This window comes from Leclercia adecarboxylata, from assembly GCF_006171285.1.
GTDB classification, from domain to species: domain Bacteria; phylum Pseudomonadota; class Gammaproteobacteria; order Enterobacterales; family Enterobacteriaceae; genus Enterobacter; species Enterobacter barmai.
Map to the genome: position 1 here is coordinate 5,013,517 of NZ_CP040889.1, position 18,770 is coordinate 5,032,286.

21 protein-coding genes and 1 pseudogene are annotated in these 18,770 nt (G+C 52.1%); 11 read left to right on the plus strand and 11 right to left on the minus strand.

From position 1 onward, the window contains the following. Nucleotides 1–325 precede the first annotated feature (325 nt). The 6 genes and pseudogenes from FHN83_RS25665 to ftrA all read right to left on the minus strand — a co-directional run. Nucleotides 326–552: pseudogene (locus FHN83_RS25665) on the minus strand (Arm DNA-binding domain-containing protein); the annotation flags it as partial. Nucleotides 553–948: 396 nt separating this feature from the next. After that, nucleotides 949–2,715 (minus strand): glycosyltransferase family 39 protein, encoded by a 1,767-nt coding sequence (locus FHN83_RS25670; protein ID WP_139565352.1) that lies wholly within the window; start codon nucleotides 2,713–2,715, stop codon nucleotides 949–951. Between the two features lie 5 nt (nucleotides 2,716–2,720). Then, nucleotides 2,721–3,575: a hypothetical protein gene (locus FHN83_RS25675; RefSeq protein WP_139565353.1), complete on the minus strand. Its 855-nt coding sequence runs from the start codon at nucleotides 3,573–3,575 to the stop codon at nucleotides 2,721–2,723. Continuing rightward, nucleotides 3,562–4,209, minus strand: coding sequence for a class I SAM-dependent methyltransferase (locus tag FHN83_RS25680; RefSeq protein ID WP_139565354.1), 648 nt, complete (start codon nucleotides 4,207–4,209; stop codon nucleotides 3,562–3,564). The genes FHN83_RS25675 and FHN83_RS25680 overlap by 14 nt, the downstream gene beginning before the upstream one ends. Before the next feature lie 23 nt (nucleotides 4,210–4,232). After that, nucleotides 4,233–5,198: a glycosyltransferase family 2 protein gene (locus tag FHN83_RS25685; RefSeq protein ID WP_138369286.1), complete on the minus strand. Its 966-nt coding sequence runs from the start codon at nucleotides 5,196–5,198 to the stop codon at nucleotides 4,233–4,235. A 306-nt stretch (nucleotides 5,199–5,504) separates the two neighbouring features. After that, a complete protein-coding gene (ftrA, locus tag FHN83_RS25690) occupies nucleotides 5,505–6,467 on the minus strand; it encodes a transcriptional regulator FtrA (protein WP_139565355.1) in 963 nt (320 codons plus the stop codon). A gap of 108 nt (nucleotides 6,468–6,575) precedes the next feature. Between ftrA and FHN83_RS25695 the strand changes: the two genes are divergently transcribed. Further along, the gene (locus FHN83_RS25695) at nucleotides 6,576–6,971 is read left to right on the plus strand and encodes a rhodanese-like domain-containing protein (protein ID WP_139565356.1); all 396 of its coding nucleotides are present in this window, start codon (nucleotides 6,576–6,578) and stop codon (nucleotides 6,969–6,971) included. 40 nt (nucleotides 6,972–7,011) lie between these two features. Here the strand turns inward: FHN83_RS25695 and FHN83_RS25700 are convergent, their stop codons facing one another. Then, the gene (locus FHN83_RS25700) at nucleotides 7,012–8,397 is read right to left on the minus strand and encodes a purine-cytosine permease family protein (RefSeq protein ID WP_176556548.1); all 1,386 of its coding nucleotides are present in this window, start codon (nucleotides 8,395–8,397) and stop codon (nucleotides 7,012–7,014) included. 319 nt (nucleotides 8,398–8,716) lie between these two features. Between FHN83_RS25700 and FHN83_RS25705 the strand changes: the two genes are divergently transcribed. From FHN83_RS25705 to FHN83_RS25715, 3 genes are all read left to right on the plus strand, one after another. Continuing rightward, nucleotides 8,717–10,990 carry an FdhF/YdeP family oxidoreductase gene (locus FHN83_RS25705; protein ID WP_139565358.1) on the plus strand — a complete coding sequence of 758 codons (2,274 nt, stop codon included), beginning with the start codon at nucleotides 8,717–8,719 and terminating at the stop codon, nucleotides 10,988–10,990. Between the two features lie 125 nt (nucleotides 10,991–11,115). After that, nucleotides 11,116–11,523: an MbcA/ParS/Xre antitoxin family protein gene (locus tag FHN83_RS25710; protein WP_039030732.1), complete on the plus strand. Its 408-nt coding sequence runs from the start codon at nucleotides 11,116–11,118 to the stop codon at nucleotides 11,521–11,523. Continuing rightward, complete coding sequence (locus FHN83_RS25715; protein ID WP_139565359.1) at nucleotides 11,520–12,215, plus strand: RES family NAD+ phosphorylase; 696 nt, start codon at nucleotides 11,520–11,522, stop codon at nucleotides 12,213–12,215. The genes FHN83_RS25710 and FHN83_RS25715 overlap by 4 nt, the downstream gene beginning before the upstream one ends. A gap of 6 nt (nucleotides 12,216–12,221) precedes the next feature. Here the strand turns inward: FHN83_RS25715 and FHN83_RS25720 are convergent, their stop codons facing one another. Next, a complete protein-coding gene (locus FHN83_RS25720; protein ID WP_139565360.1) occupies nucleotides 12,222–12,632 on the minus strand; it encodes a YybH family protein in 411 nt (136 codons plus the stop codon). Nucleotides 12,633–12,879: 247 nt separating this feature from the next. Between FHN83_RS25720 and FHN83_RS25725 the strand changes: the two genes are divergently transcribed. Together FHN83_RS25725 and FHN83_RS25730 are read left to right on the plus strand one after the other, a co-directional pair. Then, a complete protein-coding gene (locus tag FHN83_RS25725) occupies nucleotides 12,880–13,449 on the plus strand; it encodes a hypothetical protein (RefSeq protein WP_139565361.1) in 570 nt (189 codons plus the stop codon). Continuing rightward, on the plus strand, nucleotides 13,397–13,651 hold the full coding sequence (locus FHN83_RS25730) for a hypothetical protein (RefSeq protein WP_139565362.1): 255 nt from the start codon (nucleotides 13,397–13,399) through the stop codon (nucleotides 13,649–13,651). Before FHN83_RS25725 ends, FHN83_RS25730 begins: the two co-directional genes overlap by 53 nt. Nucleotides 13,652–13,715: 64 nt before the next feature. On the opposite strand, the gene FHN83_RS25735 is transcribed toward FHN83_RS25730, so the two are convergent. Together FHN83_RS25735 and FHN83_RS25740 are read right to left on the minus strand one after the other, a co-directional pair. After that, on the minus strand, nucleotides 13,716–14,036 hold the full coding sequence (locus FHN83_RS25735; protein ID WP_139565363.1) for an AzlD domain-containing protein: 321 nt from the start codon (nucleotides 14,034–14,036) through the stop codon (nucleotides 13,716–13,718). Nucleotide 14,037: 1 nt separating this feature from the next. After that, the gene (locus FHN83_RS25740) at nucleotides 14,038–14,772 is read right to left on the minus strand and encodes an AzlC family ABC transporter permease (RefSeq protein WP_139565364.1); all 735 of its coding nucleotides are present in this window, start codon (nucleotides 14,770–14,772) and stop codon (nucleotides 14,038–14,040) included. Nucleotides 14,773–14,883: 111 nt separating this feature from the next. Between FHN83_RS25740 and FHN83_RS25745 the strand changes: the two genes are divergently transcribed. The 5 genes from FHN83_RS25745 to FHN83_RS25760 all read left to right on the plus strand — a co-directional run bounded on the left by FHN83_RS25745 (nucleotide 14,884) and on the right by FHN83_RS25760 (nucleotide 18,448). Continuing rightward, a complete protein-coding gene (locus FHN83_RS25745; protein ID WP_255296482.1) occupies nucleotides 14,884–15,720 on the plus strand; it encodes an AraC family transcriptional regulator in 837 nt (278 codons plus the stop codon). 236 nt (nucleotides 15,721–15,956) lie between these two features. Further along, entirely contained in the window at nucleotides 15,957–16,670 is a 714-nt protein-coding gene (locus FHN83_RS25750; protein ID WP_139565365.1) for a hypothetical protein, read from the plus strand. A gap of 223 nt (nucleotides 16,671–16,893) precedes the next feature. Next, nucleotides 16,894–17,373, plus strand: a complete 480-nt coding sequence (locus tag FHN83_RS25755) for an Hcp family type VI secretion system effector (RefSeq protein ID WP_138369297.1) — start codon at nucleotides 16,894–16,896, stop codon at nucleotides 17,371–17,373. Between the two features lie 620 nt (nucleotides 17,374–17,993). After that, on the plus strand, nucleotides 17,994–18,233 hold the full coding sequence (locus tag FHN83_RS28860) for a hypothetical protein (RefSeq protein ID WP_327062101.1): 240 nt from the start codon (nucleotides 17,994–17,996) through the stop codon (nucleotides 18,231–18,233). Next, nucleotides 18,152–18,448: a hypothetical protein gene (locus FHN83_RS25760; protein ID WP_327062102.1), complete on the plus strand. Its 297-nt coding sequence runs from the start codon at nucleotides 18,152–18,154 to the stop codon at nucleotides 18,446–18,448. The genes FHN83_RS28860 and FHN83_RS25760 overlap by 82 nt, the downstream gene beginning before the upstream one ends. A gap of 52 nt (nucleotides 18,449–18,500) precedes the next feature. Here the strand turns inward: FHN83_RS25760 and FHN83_RS25765 are convergent, their stop codons facing one another. Then, nucleotides 18,501–18,743 (minus strand): hypothetical protein, encoded by a 243-nt coding sequence (locus tag FHN83_RS25765; protein ID WP_139565366.1) that lies wholly within the window; start codon nucleotides 18,741–18,743, stop codon nucleotides 18,501–18,503. Between the last annotated feature and the right edge of the window lie 27 nt (nucleotides 18,744–18,770).

An 18,770-nucleotide genomic window follows, 5' to 3' on the forward strand; every position in this document is an offset into this window, starting at 1 on the left:
AACATACGAGTAGCTGTTACATGGATGCAGAGCTGGCGGCAATTATCCTTATCTATTTGCTCTCAGAACTGACTCTGCTAACGGGAAATGAGTTCACCGACGGCGAACCGTGCAGAATGCATTTCATACTCTAGTGACACGAACAAACCACACAGTAAGTTTCTGTATAAAATTCCTACGCTGGTGACGTTCAACTTCTTGAGCACGGATTTCCTCCTGTTCCTTTTGTTTCTGATTGGTTAGCAGCGTCGGATCTCTCTGCAAAAATCCTCGGTAGGCTGATTCGGCAATGAGGGCATCGGGCTAGTTTCTCTTCTCTTCGCTACATTGGGGCAATCCCAACAGCAATGCCCCTTTTAGCCTCTTCACGTTTACTACGAGCATCAGCCAAAGTCACGTCGGGATAAACCCCAAGAGCAAGCAACTTCTCCTTGCCTACAACACGGTACTTAAGCCGCCAATAATCAAAAGGTAAAGTCCCCCACCATCAGAGAGTTTGTAAGGTTCATCTTTTGGCTTTGCGGTATCAACCTGACGGGCGTTAAGTTTCATTGGGGGTATATCCATAAGACCGAACAGCACATACCCCAAATGTACCCCCATATGCATGTATATTTTGGGGGGTGTCAGTAGACGTCAGAATGCAAGCGAGAGCTGGAAGATGCTGATTATAATGGTTTTCAGTGAACTGGAGTAGACTTTGAGAGATACTTGATTGGTGCGATAATAGGAGTAAAACCTATGAGCTTCGCCTTACGAAAGCAAGCCAACTCCAAAATGAGTACAAGAATGAGTATTCTAAAGACTAATTTTTAAATAAAACATAAATATCAATAAAATATAATTAAAATCACGGTTTAACGTCTGATGTCTTAAGCGAGCCGCACGCTGTGGCTCTTTAAATATAAAAATCCACGCGCTTGCGTGGATTTTTTATTGCGGGGAAACTTACTGGTAGTAAAGTCGGAATGAGTACGCCCCGCCCACTTTAACACCATCTACGTAAGCTGTGCCTTTCGGATATTTGTCACCGGCACCCGGCCCAAATCTGTTAAGTAAAAAGATCGGGGCTTCAAATTCCTGTTTTATGGCCCACCAGCTGACGGCATTATCTGGCGTACACTCATCACAGGTCAGGCGCAATACATATTGCTGATTATGGGTGATCTTCACCCCATCTAAATCAAACCACGCGTAGGCATTGTCTTTGAGCGTTTCCATTTTGACGACCTGGCTTGCGATAACCTTTCCTGAATTATCCAACAGCGCAAGGGTTAGCGGGCCATGGTTTTGCCGCGCAAAGGTTGCCAGCATCAACTCGACCCCTCTGAGAGAATTCGTCTCGGCCATGATCGACTGTTCAAACCGACGCCCATTGGTAAGATAGCCATAGCTGGTATTAAACAGAGGTTGCTCAACAATCGTCACGGACTGCCACATGCGGAGGTCTAAAAATTTTACTGTCGCAGGGTAAGTCGCCGTGATTAAACCCGTTACCATCAACACAGCAACCACGCCTTTTATGATCTTACTACGCAGGTACGCGATCACCTTTGCTATGACTAAAGAACAAACGGGTAAAAAACCAAAGAAATATCTGGCCTGCATTGCACCCGTGTAGCCTGTTTTTAGATGCATGTCTCTGATGGTGAACAGGTATATGATGAAGAAAATGAAAAATGCCACAATCAAAGAGGATGTGATAACAAAGTAACTTTCCTTTTTGGAGGATTTTTTGATTGATACATATCCAGCCATCACAGTTAACACAATCAAGATAGCTTTAACGACGACGATTCTGCTTTCACTGTCTGCAATATAAATATGCCCATAGGGAATAGTCAAAGTTACTAAATTCCCGTTGAGAAAATTGCCAACAAAATCTGAAAAGGCCAGCCGTTTCGCATCGGGGTTTTCAACAAAAAACCACGTCGCAGGCGTGCCCTGAGGCGCAGGATAAACCCCACCATAAATTTTATGCACGCTAATAAAATAGACAACCACAATCGCGACCGAGGCGACAATGATTAGCCATTGTTTTACAGACAGATTCTTTACAAGCTGTATCACTCGGGAAAAATTGAAAATCGCAACGCTCACCAGCATGCACACGATTGCCAGCGAACCGGTGGCTTTTGTGAGTGAGGCGATAATACCGCCTGCACATATACAAAGGATCCACGATGTTAAGGGCTTCTTTTCTTTGTCAATTTCCATTAACCCTAACAGTCCGTAGATAACCAGAGTACAGCCAAGCGTATTGATCTGATCGTTACTGACCGCACTTCCTAATAGCACAAACATAGGGATAACTAATAAAAAAGCCCCCCCCAGAAAAGTCGCGAGGCTGGATTTGGTCGTCTGATATAACATTCGACATGTTAATGCAATTATGATAACCGAAATAAGCATGTTTACGTATCGGCCTACATTCGCAAAAGCATCCTGCAAACCCAACAGCTTGGCCAGCTCGCCCACAATCACATAATAGAGTGCAGGATGATTCAGATAGTTTAGTTTGTTACTCGAGAAAATAAGGCCTTCCCTGTAATCGGGAAAGTTATTTTTCAGCACATCAACAATGTATCCCATATGAGCAAACTCATCTGGGAAAAAACCTGGATTATAGGATTGTGAATAACCGATACCCAGCACCAGATAAAACAAACAAAGAGTAATAACAATTAAAACAACGCTGAGTTTTTGTTTAATCATAACAGTCATCTCAGAGTGAGAGAGTATAAATAAAAGAAGCAATCGCCAACTACCGTCGTAATTCGACTTATAATTACCGCCATGACGATATCAATCTCAGCAAAGAAAGGCTTCAACAACAGAATCAACAAAAATTCTCTGATACCCACCCCAGCGGGCGAACCCGGTGTGACAAGCCCTGCAAGCCACGCGATGACATAGGCTCCAATAAGCGGAAATACCATTGCGGGAGTTAGTGTCCAGCTATCGACAATCGAATACAATACGCACAGGAATACGGTGCCTGAGATAAGCAGGAATAAAAAGTACCTGGCTACCACCCTGATTAAACCACCCTGACCTCGCCATTTAAGGCTCCATGCAATCAATAGCGCGGTAATCACAAAGAGCGACAGGCCATAAACAATGGTTAATGCCGGGTACAACAAGGGCAACATCCACAGAACAAACCCGGCACCGGTCAGAACCAGCAGCAGTAATTCCAAAAATGCGCTTTTGGCTATCGCTTTTCCGGAAAAGCCATATGACATCGCCATAAACTGCCTGCCGGCAAACTGAAAGATATTACCCGGTACATATTTCGCCAGCTGCGTCAGGCCGTATATCCTGGTTGCAACCCGGGCGCTGATAGCCTGCTCAAGCTCAGTCATCAGCACCCGCCACGCTGAGGCAAGTATAATGTTCGCTGCACCGTAAACACATGCCAGCAGCAGAATTAACAACAGCAACTTTACCGTAAAGGTGTTATCCGGAACCTGCGCCCAGTATGCGTGGATCCTGTGCGCAACAAAGAGGACACTCAACAGGGCAATAATGCTACCAGCATAATTGAGCGCCTTGCGTAAATTACTTTTTGTCATACGGCACGCACAGCAGCATGGTCCAGGGGAAAGGAGAAGAGACTTCCAGCACCTTGAAATACCGGCCAGTGAACTTGATAAAGGCATTTTTTGACCAGTGTTGTATATGGCCCGGCGTATTACCAAAGTCTTTTAAGTACTTTCCACGGGCCATATTGAGCGCGCACCACACCGGTTCACGTGGCACGCTGACAATGAGATAGTGTTTAACCAGACTTTGTAAAACCTTCATCGCGCGGTCTGGATCCTCAAGATGCTCCATAACCTCACAGCAGACAATGAGATCCGCGCTGTCGGTTTCAGGCCTGAGATCGTAGATACTCTTAGCGTTAAACACATCAGGTATAAGCCCCGCGCTTGCCGCATTCTCTCGCGCTAAAGAGATAACATCATAAGAAAAATCGCTGCCGACAGCCTGTAATCCCTGCCCGTTCCATTTGTTGACCCAAAAACCTTCGCCGCAGCCAACCTCATGAATTGTTTGTGGATTAGCGCGGGTAACGAAGTTTTCAAGAGAGGAGTCAAAACCCTTCATCATCCATTTTACAATGGGATTTTTAGAGCCGTATTTGTCGAAAGCGTTTCCGAAAACAACGCCGTCTTCTGACTTTCCACCCGATACTTTAAAACCCATAATTACCTCTTCTGTTTTTGTTCTTAGTCATTATTATCAGATTTATTTCTCGGGCTGGTCTCCCGTTGAGCGACCTTAAAACGCAGATCTTCAAGCAGCTTTCTGTTGGCGGATAAAAGATCCGTCACAAACGCGACAAGGATGGTCTGAAACCCCATTCCCATCAGTATCGATGCCAGGATTAATGACTGAACATAACCATCACCGTCGCCGGTCAGGTATTTATAAAGGAAACGAAGGCCTAATAAGAACCCGGCCGTAAACAGCACGGTGCCTATTGTGCCAAAAAAGCGGAATGGGCGATAAATCACAAAAATACGGACAATGGTAATAATACTTCTTTTGATATAGGACGAAATACTTTTTACCAGCCGTGAAGGCCGCAAATCTTCGTTGACACGTACTGATACTGAAGTGATGGTAATGTTTTTTTGACCCGCCTGAATAATGGTTTCTAATGTATAGGTGTAGTCGTTAAAAACCATTAATTTTTGCGCTGTCTCTCGCGACATTGCCCTGAAACCGCTCGGCGCATCGGGGATATTGGTGTTACTTGCTACCCGGACAACCCAGCTTCCGAGTTTCTGCAGGTATTTCTTTATGGGAGAAAAATGTTCGATGGTAGTGATGGGTCGCTCACCGATAACCATTTCTGCGCGGTGTTCGAGGATAGGCGCGACAAGAAGCGGTATATCATCAGCGCTGTATTGATTGTCAGCATCCGTATTGACAATGACATCAGCATTCAAATTAAGACATGCGTCCAGACCGGTCATAAAGGCTTTAGCCAGTCCTTTATTACCTGCATGCTTAACGATATGATCAACGCCGTTTTGTCTGGCCACGTTAACGGTATCGTCGGTACTGCCATCATCAATAATCAGCCATTCAACCGTGTCGAAACCGGCAACCTGTCTGGGCAGGGCATTCAAAGCAATTGCAAGTGTTTCAGCTTCATTAAAGCAGGGAATTTGTATGATTAATTTCATTACCCTTCACCTTACATTTCTTTTTGATTGATTTTTTATACCGCTTCCTTATCGAAGGTTACACTTTATATACAAAAAGTTAGCTTTACAAATTTCACATCGCAGAGGTTTTGTTTTAATGATTATTCTCTGAAAAGTGTTATTCGGATCGCAAAATGGCTGCGATATATTCTGATTAACCACGGTTGTCTGTTTTAAAAAACAGAATAAAGCGAGAATAAAAGTGATATATCCAACGCGTTCAGAGGAATATAAGTGCTATCTACCCAACCATACCTTATATAACATTCTGCCCGTTTTTCGTACTTATCCCGCTGGCTCAGCAAAGCCTTTCCTGTACGCCGCAGGCGTCGTCGACAGCTGGTTTCTGTAGTGATGGCGCATCGTCGCCACGCTGCCAAATCCTACCTCCTCCGCAATCCGTTCTATCGACAACCTGCTGTTCTCCAGCAGATCCTGGCTGCGGCTCAGGCGGGTGTGGAGCAACCACTGGGCGGGCGTTTTACCGGTTGTCGCGGCAAAGCGGCGCAAAAAGGTTCTCGGGCTCATCCCGACAAATTTCGCCAGCGACCCGACGGTATGGGGTTCCGCGAGCCTGGCGTGCAGGTAGTCAAACAGCGCGCCAAGGCGATGGCCTTCGTAGGCGACAGGGACAGCCTGCTGAATAAACTGGGCCTGGCCGCCATCGCGATGTGGCGACACCACCAGCCGACGCGCCACGCGGTTGGCCGCGACACTGCCGTAATCCCGGCGCACCAGGTGCAGGCAGAGATCGATGCCTGCCGCACTACCGGCGGACGTCAGCACGTCTCCGTTATCAATATACAGCACGTCAGGCATTACCTGAATGGCGGGATAACGCTGCTGCAGCAGGTCGGTGTATCGCCAGTGGGTCGTGGCCTGGCGGTTATCGAGTAATCCTGCGGCGGCCAGCACAAACACCCCGGAACAAATCGACAGGATCCTGGCGCCTCGACGGTGCGCCGCGACAAGCTGTTCGCACAGCGCGGCGGGCACCGGGACATCCGCCCCCCGCCAGCCGGGAACGATGATGGTTCCGGCCTCACTCAGCAGCTCCAGCCCGCCGTCGACCACCAGCCTGAAGCCGCCCGTTGCGCGCAGCTCCCCCGGCTCAACGCCCGCTACCGCAAAGCGATACCAGTTATCACCCATCTCAGGGCGGGCAAGGGCAAAAATCTCAACGGCGATGCCGAATTCAAACGTACAGAGCCCGTCATAGGCCAGCGCAACCACCAGAGGATTATTCATCACTGCACTCAATGCTTTTTGTCATGATCTTGATGTTATCTGGCATTTCTGCCAGCTGTCAAAATCGCTTCGCAGCCGTAGAGTAAAAACTCAATTACGGAGGTGTTTATGAGCTATGTGACTGATTATGCTGCTGCGTCAGCAGAAACGGCGGTGAACTATTTTTTACAGCGCCTGAGTGTGGAAACGGACTGCGACGATGTCCACACCGCGTTCAAAGCGGGTGATGTCGATTTTGTCTTGTTGCATGTGGTGGGAAGCCCGGAGGCGTTCGCCCGCCGCCATATTCCGGGGGCGCTGCACCTGCGGCATCGGGATATGACCGCGCAAAGAATGGCGGAGTGGCCAGCCGACACGTTATTCGTTGTCTATTGTGCCGGGCCGCACTGCAACGGTGCCGATCGGGCCGCGCTGAAGCTGGCCCAGATGGGCCGCCCGGTAAAAATTATGATTGGCGGCATGACCGGCTGGGCCGACGAAGGTTTTGCTTTTAACTCTCAGTAAAGCGCAGCGCCCCGTATTTCTATGGGGCGCTTTAATCCCCTTACCTGCCGGACGCCGGGTAGATCGTCTCTTGCGGCAGCACCCGACGGTCTAAACGTCGCAAGCCATAGTACAGCGCCGCGGTACAGAACCAGCCAATCACCCATGAGACATCATTGTCGGCAAAAATCCAGGTCAGCGAACCGTGATAGAGCGGGTTCTCAATAAACGGCAGCTGGATTAACACCCCAACGGCATAGACGCTGATCGCAAACAGATTCCAGTGGCCGTAGCGCCCCCGGGCATCAAACAGCGCCGGGATATCCACCGCTTTGCGGGAAATAATAAAGTAGTCGGTCAGGCTGATGGCGCTCCAGGGTACAAAGAATGCCAGCAGGAACAGCAGGAAATGGGTGAAGTGTTTCAGGAACGCGGGTTCGCTGAGCAGCGCAATCACGCAGGAAATCGTCACCATCAGCACCACGAAAGTGATGCGGCTCTTCTGGCTCAGCGTGGTCTGTTTACGAAAGCCCGACACAATGGTGGTTAGCGACATAAAGCTGCCGTAGGCGTTCAGGGTGGTGAAAGTAATTTTGCCGAAGCAGATCGCAAAGTAAATCACCATCGCCATCGCCTCGCTTTTACCCAGCCCGACGATGTAACTCACCTCATGGCCCTTGAAGGCGCTGCCGGCAATCGCCGCAGCGATCACGCCGAGCGTCATCGAGGCCTGAGTGCCGAGCACCGTGCCGCTGAAAACGGACAGGAAGGTTTTCACTCCGGAAACGTCGCGCGGCAGGTAGCGGGAGTAGTCCGACACATAAGGGCAAAACGCGATCTGCCACGAGGAAGAGAGCGACACCGCCAGCAGGAACATCGGCATCGAGAAGTGGTTGTTTTGCGCGACAGCGCTCAGATCGCTGGACATCAGCAAAGCGATAAACAGGTAGACGAATGCCAGCACCCCCACCACGCTCGCCACCTTTCCGAGTTTGTGGATCACCCGATACCCCAGCACCGCAATCACGATAATAATTGCGCTGAAGAGGATCATCCCGGCCACGTTCGACACCGACAGCAGCCTGGCCATTGCCTGTCCGGCCAGCACCGTACCGCTGGCGGAGAAGCCAACGTACATCACACACACCAGTACCAGCGGGATGACGGCCCCCAGCACGCCAAACTGGGCGCGGCTGATGATCATCTGTGGCAGGCCGAGGCGCGGCCCCTGCAGGGCGTGAAACGACATCACCACGGCGCCCAACACCTGACCCACCAGCAGGCCAACGATCGACCACACCACGTCGCCACCCAGCACCACTGCCAGCGCGCCGGTCACAATGGCGGTGATCTGCAGATTGCCGCCAAACCACAACGTAAACTGACTGAAGGGGTGGCCGTGACGTTCATTATCCGGGATGTAATCGATGGAGCGGGTTTCCGAAATCCGCGCCCCGCTTTGCTTTGACTGCTCTTCTAAAGACGAAAAAGACGACATAGTTTCCTCTCCCAATGGATGATTCATGACCGTCAGACACCCTGCCTGTACTACGCAACGCCATATGACAGAACATGTATATACAACCATTGACATCCGCCGACACGGATCTGATGATGGATTTGTGAGCTCAACTGTGAATAATTTGTAATTAATATGAAAATTATCTGTATCTCAGATAGCGCGACAATCCACACTCAGATGAGGCATTACCGCAGCCGGCGGCATCGATCGCCATGATAAGCAACCCGCTTTAACAGGAGCGCAGATGAGTAACAACAGACGAGCGGTTCCCGGGATCCGCCATTACGCCGGACCGGCAGGCGGCTGGGGAGCCTTAAAAGCCACGGCGATAGCCGTTCGCACGCAGATGGACGCCTTCGACGCGCCCGCCACGCTGCTGCGCACCAACCAGCCAGACGGCTTTGACTGCCCGGGCTGCGCCTGGCCTGATAAGGAACACAAATCTACCTTTCAGTTCTGCGAAAACGGTGCCAAAGCGGTGACGTGGGAAGCAACGACAAAACGCGTCACCCCGGAATTTTTCGCGGAGCACACCGTCAGCACCCTGTGGGCGAAAAGCGATTTTGAGCTGGAAGGCTATGGCCGTCTGACCCATCCCATGAAGTACGATCCGCAGAGCGACACTTTCCGCCCGGTGGCGTGGGACGAGGCCTTTGCCCGTATCGGTGAGGTGCTGCGCAGCCTGGCGCCGGAGCAGGTGGAGTTTTACACCTCCGGGCGCGCCTCGAACGAAGCCGCGTTCCTGTATCAGCTGTTTGCCCGCGAGCTGGGCACCAATAATTTCCCCGACTGCTCCAATATGTGCCACCAGGCCACCAGCGTCGGCCTGCCCCGCTCCATCGGCATCGGCAAAGGCACCGTCTCGCTGGAGGATTTTGACCACACCGACCTGGTGATATCCATCGGCCATAACCCCGGCACCAACCATCCGCGAATGATGGGCACCCTGCACGAACTGGCCCGCCGGGGCGTGCCGATTATCGTCTTTAACCCGCTGCGCGAAACGGCTCTGGAACGTTTCGCCGATCCGCAGAGCGTGCGGGAGATGGCGACTTACAGCGCTACCGATATCGCCTCAACTTACTACCAGGTGAAAGCCGGGGGCGACGCCGCCGCCTTAAAAGGCATCGCTAAACATCTGCTGGTGCTGGACGTGCTGGATCACGACTTTATCGCCGCCCATACCCAGGGGTTTGCCGACTTTGCCGCCGATATCGCCGCCACCAGCTGGGAGGCCATTGAGCGCGAATCCGGCCTGAAGCGCGCCGATCTGGAGAGCGTGGCGCAGATCTACGCGAAATCCAGCGCCGCCATCATTACCTACGGGATGGGGATCACCCAGCACAACAAGGGCACTGCCAATGTGCGCCTGATTGCCGATCTCCTGCTGCTGCGCGGCAATTTTGGCAAGCCCGGAGCGGGCATCTGCCCGCTGCGCGGCCACTCTAACGTGCAGGGTAACCGCACGGTAGGGATCACCGAAAAGCCGACCGCGGCGTTTCTGGATCGGCTGGGCACGGTGTTTGGCTTTACCCCGCCAGCCGCCCACGGCCACGACGCGGTGCAGGCTGCCCAGGCGATGATCGATGGCCAGGCAAAAGCGCTCCTCTGTCTCGGGGGCAACTTCGCGGTGGCAATGCCCGATCACGACAAAGCCTTTCCGGCGCTGAAAAGCCTCGATCTGAGCGTCCATATCGCCACCAAGCTGAACCGCACCCACCTGCTGGTCGGCAGGGAGACGTATCTGCTCCCCTGCCTCGGTCGCACGGAACTCGATATGCAGCAGGGCGGCCAACAGTCAATTACCGTCGAGGATTCCATGTCGATGGTACATGCCTCCAGCGGCAAGCTGAAGCCCGCCTCCCCGTGGCTGCGTTCGGAACCGGCCATTGTCGCCGGGATCGCCCATGCCACTCTGGCGAACAGCAAAACCGACTGGCTGGGTCTGGTGGAAGATTACGACCGCATCCGGGATCGCATTGAGCAGACCCTCCCCGGCTTTGAGAACTTCAACGCACGCATCCGGGTGCCCGGCGGATTCCGCATGCCGCTCCCGCCGACAGAGCGCGTCTGGCCCACCGCCAGCGGCAAAGCGATGTTCTCGCTGTTTGATGGCGTGGCGGAGAACAGTCCGGGCGAAGGCGAGAGCGTGCTGCGCCTGGTCACCTTAAGAAGCCACGACCAGTACAACACCACCATCTATGCCCTGGACGATCGCTATCGCGGGGTGTTTGGCCGTCGCGACGTGCTGTTTATGAACGAAGAGGATATGCAGCAATTGGGTCTGGAGCATGGCGACAGGGTGGATATTCACACTGCCCTTGCCGACGCTCAGCAGCGGCTGGATGACATCACCGTGGTGGCCTATAGCATTGCGCCGGGCACGGTTGCCGCCTATTACCCGGAAGCTAACGTGCTGGTACCCCTGAATTATCTGGATAAAGAGAGCGGTACGCCGTCGTATAAATCGGTGCCCGTTCGTCTGACCCTGCGCTCAAAACAGATCCGCTCCCTGTAATTTCACTCAATATTCGCAACCGCTCCGGGGTTTCACCCGGAGCGGTTAACTGTCTTCATATAGACAAAATAAACTTTTTAGTCCACACTGAGACATGACATTATTACCCTTAGCGGGGGCATTCTATGACCAGGCACCTGAATCCGGCCTCTGAGACTCGCGGCGACCGTGACCTGATCGCTATCCGGGCGGCGATGAACATTCTCGATAAGTGGGGCTGCACCCCCGAGCAGCAGCAGAACATCCTGCAGCTTTCCCGGGCGGCGCTGTACAAGTATCGTCACGGCGACACCAAATCCGCCTCCCTTAGCCATGACCAGTTAACCCGCATCAGCTACCTGCTGAACATGCACTCGGCGCTGCGCATTGTGTTCAGCAACCCCGAGAACGTGTACGGGTTTATGACCATGGCCAACCACAATGCGTACTTTAACGGCGCCACGCCGCTGTCGCTCATTGAGGGCGGCGAGTTCGGCAACCTGCACGAAGTGGCGAAACGGGTGGACGTGCTGCGCGGAGGCCTCGCCGGATGATCCATCCCGACGTTCCCCGTACCGCAGTGGTGCCCATCAGAGGCTACCGTCTGCTGCACACCAAGTACCCTGCCATTTATGTGTTTGAAGACGTCGCCACGCCCGAGGCGTTCGACGTGCTGTATGAGATCCAGAAACTGACCAACCCGCGTCTGTCGGACGAGGTGGGCAATCTCAGTTTGTTGCCGCGCAAGGAGTGGGTGCTGGGGATCCGCGGGGCGCATTACGCGATGGCCGCCTTCACCCACGTGAACCCGGACGGCAGCCGCTTTTCCAACGGCGATTATGGCGTCTATTACCTCGGCGACAGCAAAGAGACGGCGCTGGCCGAAATCGTCTACCACTGCGATCTTTACTGGCATAACGTGCCGGAGCTGAAATTCGAACGTTTCGAGTACCGCTGCCTGGAGACCGAACTGGGCGGATGTGCCTTTGCCGACATCACCGGCCTGCCGGACACACACCCCTGGTATCATCCCACCGACTACAGCGAGCCGCAGCGGTTTGGCGCCAGCCTGCGCGTTGCGGGCGAGACCGGCGTGACCTACCGTTCGGTGCGCAGGCCAGGCGGCATCTGCTGGGCGCTGCTCACCCCGAAACCGATCACCAGCATTATCCAGACCTCCCTGCACCAGATTATCTGGGATAAAGGCATCGTCAGCGTCGGCCTGGTCACGCCGGTGAGCAAATAAAACGCTTCAGACGGTTTCTGCAGGCTCAACATCTAAAACAGACGTACCGTAAGAGTTATCGATGGTGCACAGCCAGCGGTCGTTTTCCTGACGGAAGACATAGGTCGCGCGACGGGTGATCTCTGTCGTGCCGCCCTGTTCATCCGGGAAGAAAAGCTGGGTTTCCATGATGACCAGCGCGTCGCCGCCGCCTTCAATGACCTGAATATCGCCCTGCTTCACGATGAGCTGATCCTGAAAATAATCAGAGATAGAAATAAAGGCGCTGCGGATATTGTCTTTCCCTCTGACGATCATTCCGGGCTTAACCACCAGCGCGGCGTCCTCAGCGTAATACTCCATCAGCGAGTCGAAATCTTTGGCTGTGATCGCCCTGTCACACGCCTTGATGATCTGACGAAGCGGATGTTCGTACATGTGCTCTTCTCCTGTTAAGTGACTGCCTGTATTGAATCTACCATCAGACTGCCAAATGTGCTGGCCGGACAAGCAAAGCGCGTCCGGCTGGCCTTTCTGGAAGACGCCTCGCAAAGCCGAAAGTAAGCCTGTGAAATTCAGGGTTATGGCTTTTCATCCTTTTGTCATGGTCATAAAGTGACCGCGTTGCGGCACATCCGCAATCAGGCCAGGGAAACAAGTGGGCATTGCATGCAGGGAGCATTAAGTGCGTATAGAAGAAGAGATTTTTCTCGACGATTATGGCATGAGGCGCAAGACATTTTTCTACGATCGTCGGATACATCACAGCTACGTCTTTGCTGCCGGGAACGAGGTTTACACTGTAATTGTGGGTAGTTTGCTGGATGAAGTCACGTTTTCGCGAATCGGATACGAAATGCCGTCTGGTATTCCATTCCCGATCAACGGAATGGCAGAAGTATGTTTTGATACTTTCGATGGTATGGGCGGTTTGGCTGATTTTCGCCATATTAAATTTAAAGGATTAGGTAGCGCTGTCGTTTTGCAATCAGTCTCCCTGGCGTTAATCGCCCATGCGGAGAAACTCAACATTGGTGGTTTTGTTTTCCAGGCGGCTTCAGGAGGTGTGGTTGATAAAGACCGTCGCACTTCCCTGGAAGAGACCTATGACATTCTGCTTGGGTTAAAAAATGTACCGCGCTACAATTCACGAACAGGGTTGCCAAAGCGAATTCCGCGACCACTGATACAGGGAAATTTCCATGCGTACAAGACAGTTACAGAAGGGAGAGCCAGCTATGTCGTATTGCAATAAGCATGAACATTCCACGCTTCTTGCCCCCGGAGAAAGGGAAAAGAGAGTATTTCAGGCATTAGCGTCTGCTGAATTAAAAGCGCACGGCATCAGCGCAGAGGCCTATATCCGCGACCTCAAAACTGAACTGGCTGCGGTTAAAAAACGCTCCTCAGCCGCCCTGCTTCGCAAAAAACTGAAAGAACCCTTTGGCCGTGTATAAAGCGCATCTGACCAAATCTCTTTCAGCAAAAGGCCCTACGACTGGGCCTTATTTTTTCAGCAGATTACGCCAAAAAATACCCCGCCGCACAGAACGCCACTACCCCGGCAATCACCGTGGCAAATAGCCCTCGGGTAATAATGCCCACCAGGGTAGCGAAGGCCGCTGCCAGCAGCGAAATGCTGATCCCCGAGTCCGTCATGGCGGGCTTACTCATCAGTTCACCGGCTACCAGCGCGGCCATAATGGCGGTGGGGATAAAGCTCAGCCACTGCAGTAGTACCTCAGGCAGGCGGAAGCGGGAGAGCAGTAATACCGGCACGGTGCGCATCAGGGCGGTGACCAGCGCAGAGGCGAGGATCGCCAGCAGAATATTTCTTTCCATCTTATTTTCCTTTCCGGGCGCGTAACAGCAGCGTCGCCAGGGTGGCGGCAAGGGATGCGGCGACAATCACCACCATACTGAGCGACGTGCTCCCGGCCATCAGCAGCGTGATGACCACCGCGACGGCTATGTTAAGGGTTTCCAGTATTTTTCTGCGGCTGGCAAACCACATCATCAGGATCAGGCCGATAAACATCGATACCAGGCTGAAGCCCAGCCCCTCCATCAGCGACGCTGGCAGCGCGGTCGCCAGCCAGGCCCCGGTTACGCAGGCGATGATCCAGTTCAGCCAGGCGGTGACATTCAGCCCCAGCATCCAGTAATAGTTGATCCTGCCCTGCGGACTGGCGCGCTGCACCGCCACGCCAAAGGTTTCATCCGTCAGCAGCAGGCCGCTGACCACTTTCTGAAAGGTGGTGTAGTCACGAAAAAAGACGCTCATGGAGGAGCTCATCAGCAGGTAGCGCAGGTTCACCAGCAGCACGCTCAGCACCACCGACGCCATTTCCGCCCCTGCGGCCCACAACGAGTAAAACAGAAACTGCGCCGAACCGGCGTAGAGGGCGCTGGCCAGCAGTGCGATTTGCCCTGTGGTAAACCCGGAGAGCGTGCCAATCGCCCCGGCGGCAAAGCCTATGCTCCAGTAGCCTGCAATGGTGGGCAGACAGGCGGCAATACCGGCCCGAAATTCGTCCACGGCGGACGCGGGGTGTCCGGTATTTATCTTCATCAACATCGTTTCATCCCTTATATTACTTAGTTCAATAACTATCTTAAGAATCAGCAGCAATCGCTATAGTAAAATCCTGCTCAGCAGTGAAATTTACGAAGGCCATGGAGACGCGACGTGGGGCAAGTAAAACGCGATGAGATTAGCCTGTGGCGCGACAGCCAACTGCATGGCGGGATGGAGATCCTGCAGGCCACCTGCTACGAACACAGCTACCCGCCCCATTTTCATGATGAGTTTGTGATTGCCGCCTTTGCTCGCGGGGCGCAGCGCACCCGGGTGTGCAGGCAAAACGGGATTGCCGCAGCAGGGTCGGTGATGATTATCGCCCCCGGCGAAGTCCACACCGGCGAGGCGGTGCAGCGCGATGAAGGCTGGGATTACTGCGCCTTCTATCCGGGCGAGACGCTGGTCAACGAGGTGGCGCAAACGGTGCTGAGTGGCAAAGGCGAGGTGAATTTCGGCCAGCAGGGAATTCGCCACGATCCGCTGATGGCCCGCCACATGTTGCAGGCCGCCAGCGTGATGAAACAGAGCAACGATCCGCTGGAAAAAGAGTGCGTGATGTACCAGATCCTTAATCTGCTGGTGGGTCATTACGGCGAGCGCAGCGTAAAAGGTTCGCGTCAGCCCTTTTTGCGCGCGGATATCCGTCAGGCGATCGACTTCTTGCACGGCAACTACGCCCTGCCCCTGACGGTAAAAGAGATTGCCCAGGCGGCAGGCTTAAGTGAGTTCTATTTTATGCGCACCTTCCAGAAGATGACCGGCCTGTCGGTACATCAATATCTGACGCAGATCCGCCTGATGCGCGCCAAAGCGTTACTGGCGAAAGGGATCGGCGCCGCGCAGGTTGCCAGCGATATCGGCTTCTTTGACCAGAGCCATCTAATCAAACACTTCCGCGCCCATTTTGGTACCACGCCAGGGGTGTTTGCTGCCGCGTCTGTTTGACGATTTTTGTAGGCCGGGCAAGCGAAGCGCCCCCGGCAATGCCCTTTCAGGCATTCATCTTCAGCAAGCGAAACACCCCCATCACCACGCCAATAATAATGGCGGCGAGCACGACGATTTGGTTCGGGAATGGCTCAGGGTGACCCACTACCTCCACATTCAGATATTATTACAACGTGAACTGTTCACTAAATCAGCATATTATGCATTACCATCACAGTTCAGAGGGATATTGAATGCAGGCTTCAGACTATTTAAGAGTGAAGTTTCAAAGTGACAGGCAGTTTGCCATCCATGCTGAAAATGGATTTACCAACACGATAAAGGCAGCAAGAGGTGTTGCATCTGATATTTATTCGGGGATTGAGCGCGCCAGCTGGTACTCTAGCTGTTTAATTCCCAGTTATAACAACGTATGTCAGGAACTCAAAGCTGAAGAGATAAGGATGGTCTATTCCATTATGTCTATTTACAGATACCGCAATGTCATTGCCCACATGCTTTATTTGTACTTCCAGACCTTATGCAAGGATGTGAAAGAGGGCAATCATGACGGTTCGGCTCAGAACATGGTTCGCAATGCTGCAAGCCTTGCGGCAAGTATGGCAGTAGCGGGTGGAACGCGGTTCGTCGTAGCGGCGGCGATGGCGGAAGCCATCGCACAATCTGAGTTTCTTTCGAAGTCCGTTGCACAGAAGCTGGCGGGGAAAATGCCCGTTGGCGTTTATCTTCTTCAGGTGTATGGCATCCAACAAAAAGCGGCCATGGCTGCTAGGGGGCTAAAAGCCATTGATCCTAATTATTACTGGATCCTTTATCAGGCAAAGCTGGAAATGCTCTATTACTTCATCGAGCCCGTACTCGCTGACATTATAAAAAAAGTGAAAGCAGGTCTCTATTCTTCCCTCGACGACCTTACCGATGAAATCAGGGAGAAATTCAGTGTTTAAAAGCGTTATCTCACTTTTACTCTATAATCTGGTGCTCCCTATTATTCTTATCGGCTTCGCTGTGCTCTGGTTATATTTATTTCCTGATTATTGGTGGGGACTAATGCTCGTTACAGTTATCGCTATCTTTTGGTTTTTCCCGCTCATCACTGCGAAATTCGAAAAGTTTAAATAATGAATCACACACATATATCAACGTAGTCTATAAACACAAGGAATGTATATGTCTAATCCTGCTTATCTTTGGTTAGAGGATGCCAATGGTTCTCCGCTTGTCGGTTCATCTCTGATTGCTGACCGGATCGGTGCGATCGAAATCAAATCTCTTACCCATAACGTGAATATCCCAACAGACGGGAATACAGGGCGACTGACAGGTACGCGCATTCATGCCCCGATTCAATTTCAGAAAGAGTTTGATCGGGTCACTCCCTTTTTATATAAGGCTCAAAGCGAAGGTGCCACGCTAAAAAGAGCAACAATAAAAATGTACACTATTACCGAAGTTGGCATGGAAAAGGAATATTTCAATATCATTCTTGATAACGTAAAAATAACATCAATTACCGCCGACCTTTACCCGGGGGCATTAACCGGAACACACCTTGAAACCGTTCTGCTGCGCTATGAAAGCATTACCTGGAAGCATTGTGAAGGGAATATTATCTATACGGATGCCTGGAATCAGCGCGTTTTCGCGTAGTGGTCAGAGCCCATTACAGGGCTGTGAAAACAGCCCTGTAATTATTTTCTTACCGCATGGTGAAATGATTTTTCCCATGTGGACGGATCATTTTACCTCACAACTTCGGTTTTGTAGGCCGGGCAAGCGAAGCGCCCCCGGCAAGTTCTTTCAGGCATTCAGCTTCAGTAAGCGAAACACCGCCATCACCACGCCAATAATAATAGTTGGTGAATGAAAGCTGATGTTCACGATCTCTCCCCTCTTTTTATGTGACTAAAGGGGAGTGTAGTTATCGATGCCGGGCAAGCCAATCACCCGGTATGACCTTTCTGGAAGGCACCTCGCAAAGCCGTAAGTAACCTTATGTAATCTGTGGTTAACCCTTTTTTTCAGGGGATCGGCATCGTAGAGTGATTGCGTTGCGGCACATCCGCAATCGGGCGTAGGAACCCGCTGGCACAAGCGACATTTATTATGTCGCAGCAGCGTATATCCGTTAAAATCACGGTGGCGCTGGCGGAGCAGCCGTAAGGCTGGCCGTTTTCATTGTGCACGGCATTCCTACCTCCGTCAGCGCTACCACCTCGAGCGTAGGAACTCACAGGTGGTTAATCAAAACTGCACAATGAGGATGCCCTATGGCTAATATCCCTGCTTTTTCTTATCTTCAATCTGACGATAGCATTCTTCACCCGCTTATCGCCCTTGCCCTTCCTGCTGATGCGGATCTCTTTGAGACCGCCGACCACTGCGCCGCACTGGTGATCGTGCTGATCGAAACTGACGGTCCGGCAACATGTACTACGCTCTGCGAGCGCCTGCTGCATGGCTGCGCCAGTTACGAGAACTTTGCGATGCCGACCTGCCCCCGCATCTGATCGCACAGCTAATCGCGGGTGAGAAAATCACCTCCTGCGTGCCGGAGTGCTGGCAAGAAACCGCGTTACAGGTGGATTATGCGCTGGCGTTAACACAGGCGCTGCTGTATGGCATACTGCCGCCTGGCATTGCGAAGGAATTAACGGGTTTGCTGCATGATATGGTGTGGCTGTTGGATGAGTTTGTGAAAGAGCCCTATATCACTGCGCATTAAGCGCATTTAAGACATTGAGAAAACCCGGTCGCAAAGACCGGGTTTATAGTGGCTATGCTTGTCTGTTTCTCAGGGTGGCGACGATATAAATTAATAAGGTATTGATTATTACTGACGCCCCAAGAATGGCTAACATGAATAAATCATTCCATGCCTGTTCGGTAATGAAACCAACCAACTCGCTGAAACGTCTAAAAAAATAAACCTCAGGCAAGAACAGATAAAACGCTGAAAAAATTAGCAGGAATGACAAGAACTGAATAAGCCATAAGCCTACTTGTTTTGCTGGTGTCATCGTTAACAACATCCTTATCATTGATAG

What these genes read in the sequence shown, in the direction of transcription:
- FHN83_RS25670 (WP_139565352.1), bottom strand. Translation starts at nt 2,715, where the DNA reads ATGATTAAACAAAAACTCAGCGTTGTTTTAATTGTTATTACTCTTTGT.
- FHN83_RS25675 (WP_139565353.1), bottom strand. Translation starts at nt 3,575, where the DNA reads ATGACAAAAAGTAATTTACGCAAGGCGCTCAATTATGCTGGTAGCATT.
- FHN83_RS25680 (WP_139565354.1), bottom strand. Translation starts at nt 4,209, where the DNA reads ATGGGTTTTAAAGTATCGGGTGGAAAGTCAGAAGACGGCGTTGTTTTC.
- FHN83_RS25685 (WP_138369286.1), bottom strand. Translation starts at nt 5,198, where the DNA reads ATGAAATTAATCATACAAATTCCCTGCTTTAATGAAGCTGAAACACTT.
- ftrA (WP_139565355.1), bottom strand. Translation starts at nt 6,467, where the DNA reads ATGAATAATCCTCTGGTGGTTGCGCTGGCCTATGACGGGCTCTGTACG.
- FHN83_RS25695 (WP_139565356.1), top strand. Translation starts at nt 6,576, where the DNA reads ATGAGCTATGTGACTGATTATGCTGCTGCGTCAGCAGAAACGGCGGTG.
- FHN83_RS25705 (WP_139565358.1), top strand. Translation starts at nt 8,717, where the DNA reads ATGAGTAACAACAGACGAGCGGTTCCCGGGATCCGCCATTACGCCGGA.
- FHN83_RS25710 (WP_039030732.1), top strand. Translation starts at nt 11,116, where the DNA reads ATGACCAGGCACCTGAATCCGGCCTCTGAGACTCGCGGCGACCGTGAC.
- FHN83_RS25715 (WP_139565359.1), top strand. Translation starts at nt 11,520, where the DNA reads ATGATCCATCCCGACGTTCCCCGTACCGCAGTGGTGCCCATCAGAGGC.
- FHN83_RS25720 (WP_139565360.1), bottom strand. Translation starts at nt 12,632, where the DNA reads ATGTACGAACATCCGCTTCGTCAGATCATCAAGGCGTGTGACAGGGCG.
- FHN83_RS25730 (WP_139565362.1), top strand. Translation starts at nt 13,397, where the DNA reads ATGCGTACAAGACAGTTACAGAAGGGAGAGCCAGCTATGTCGTATTGC.
- FHN83_RS25735 (WP_139565363.1), bottom strand. Translation starts at nt 14,036, where the DNA reads ATGGAAAGAAATATTCTGCTGGCGATCCTCGCCTCTGCGCTGGTCACC.
- FHN83_RS25740 (WP_139565364.1), bottom strand. Translation starts at nt 14,772, where the DNA reads ATGTTGATGAAGATAAATACCGGACACCCCGCGTCCGCCGTGGACGAA.
- FHN83_RS25750 (WP_139565365.1), top strand. Translation starts at nt 15,957, where the DNA reads ATGCAGGCTTCAGACTATTTAAGAGTGAAGTTTCAAAGTGACAGGCAG.
- FHN83_RS25755 (WP_138369297.1), top strand. Translation starts at nt 16,894, where the DNA reads ATGTCTAATCCTGCTTATCTTTGGTTAGAGGATGCCAATGGTTCTCCG.
- FHN83_RS28860 (WP_327062101.1), top strand. Translation starts at nt 17,994, where the DNA reads ATGGCTAATATCCCTGCTTTTTCTTATCTTCAATCTGACGATAGCATT.
- FHN83_RS25760 (WP_327062102.1), top strand. Translation starts at nt 18,152, where the DNA reads ATGTACTACGCTCTGCGAGCGCCTGCTGCATGGCTGCGCCAGTTACGA.
- FHN83_RS25765 (WP_139565366.1), bottom strand. Translation starts at nt 18,743, where the DNA reads ATGACACCAGCAAAACAAGTAGGCTTATGGCTTATTCAGTTCTTGTCA.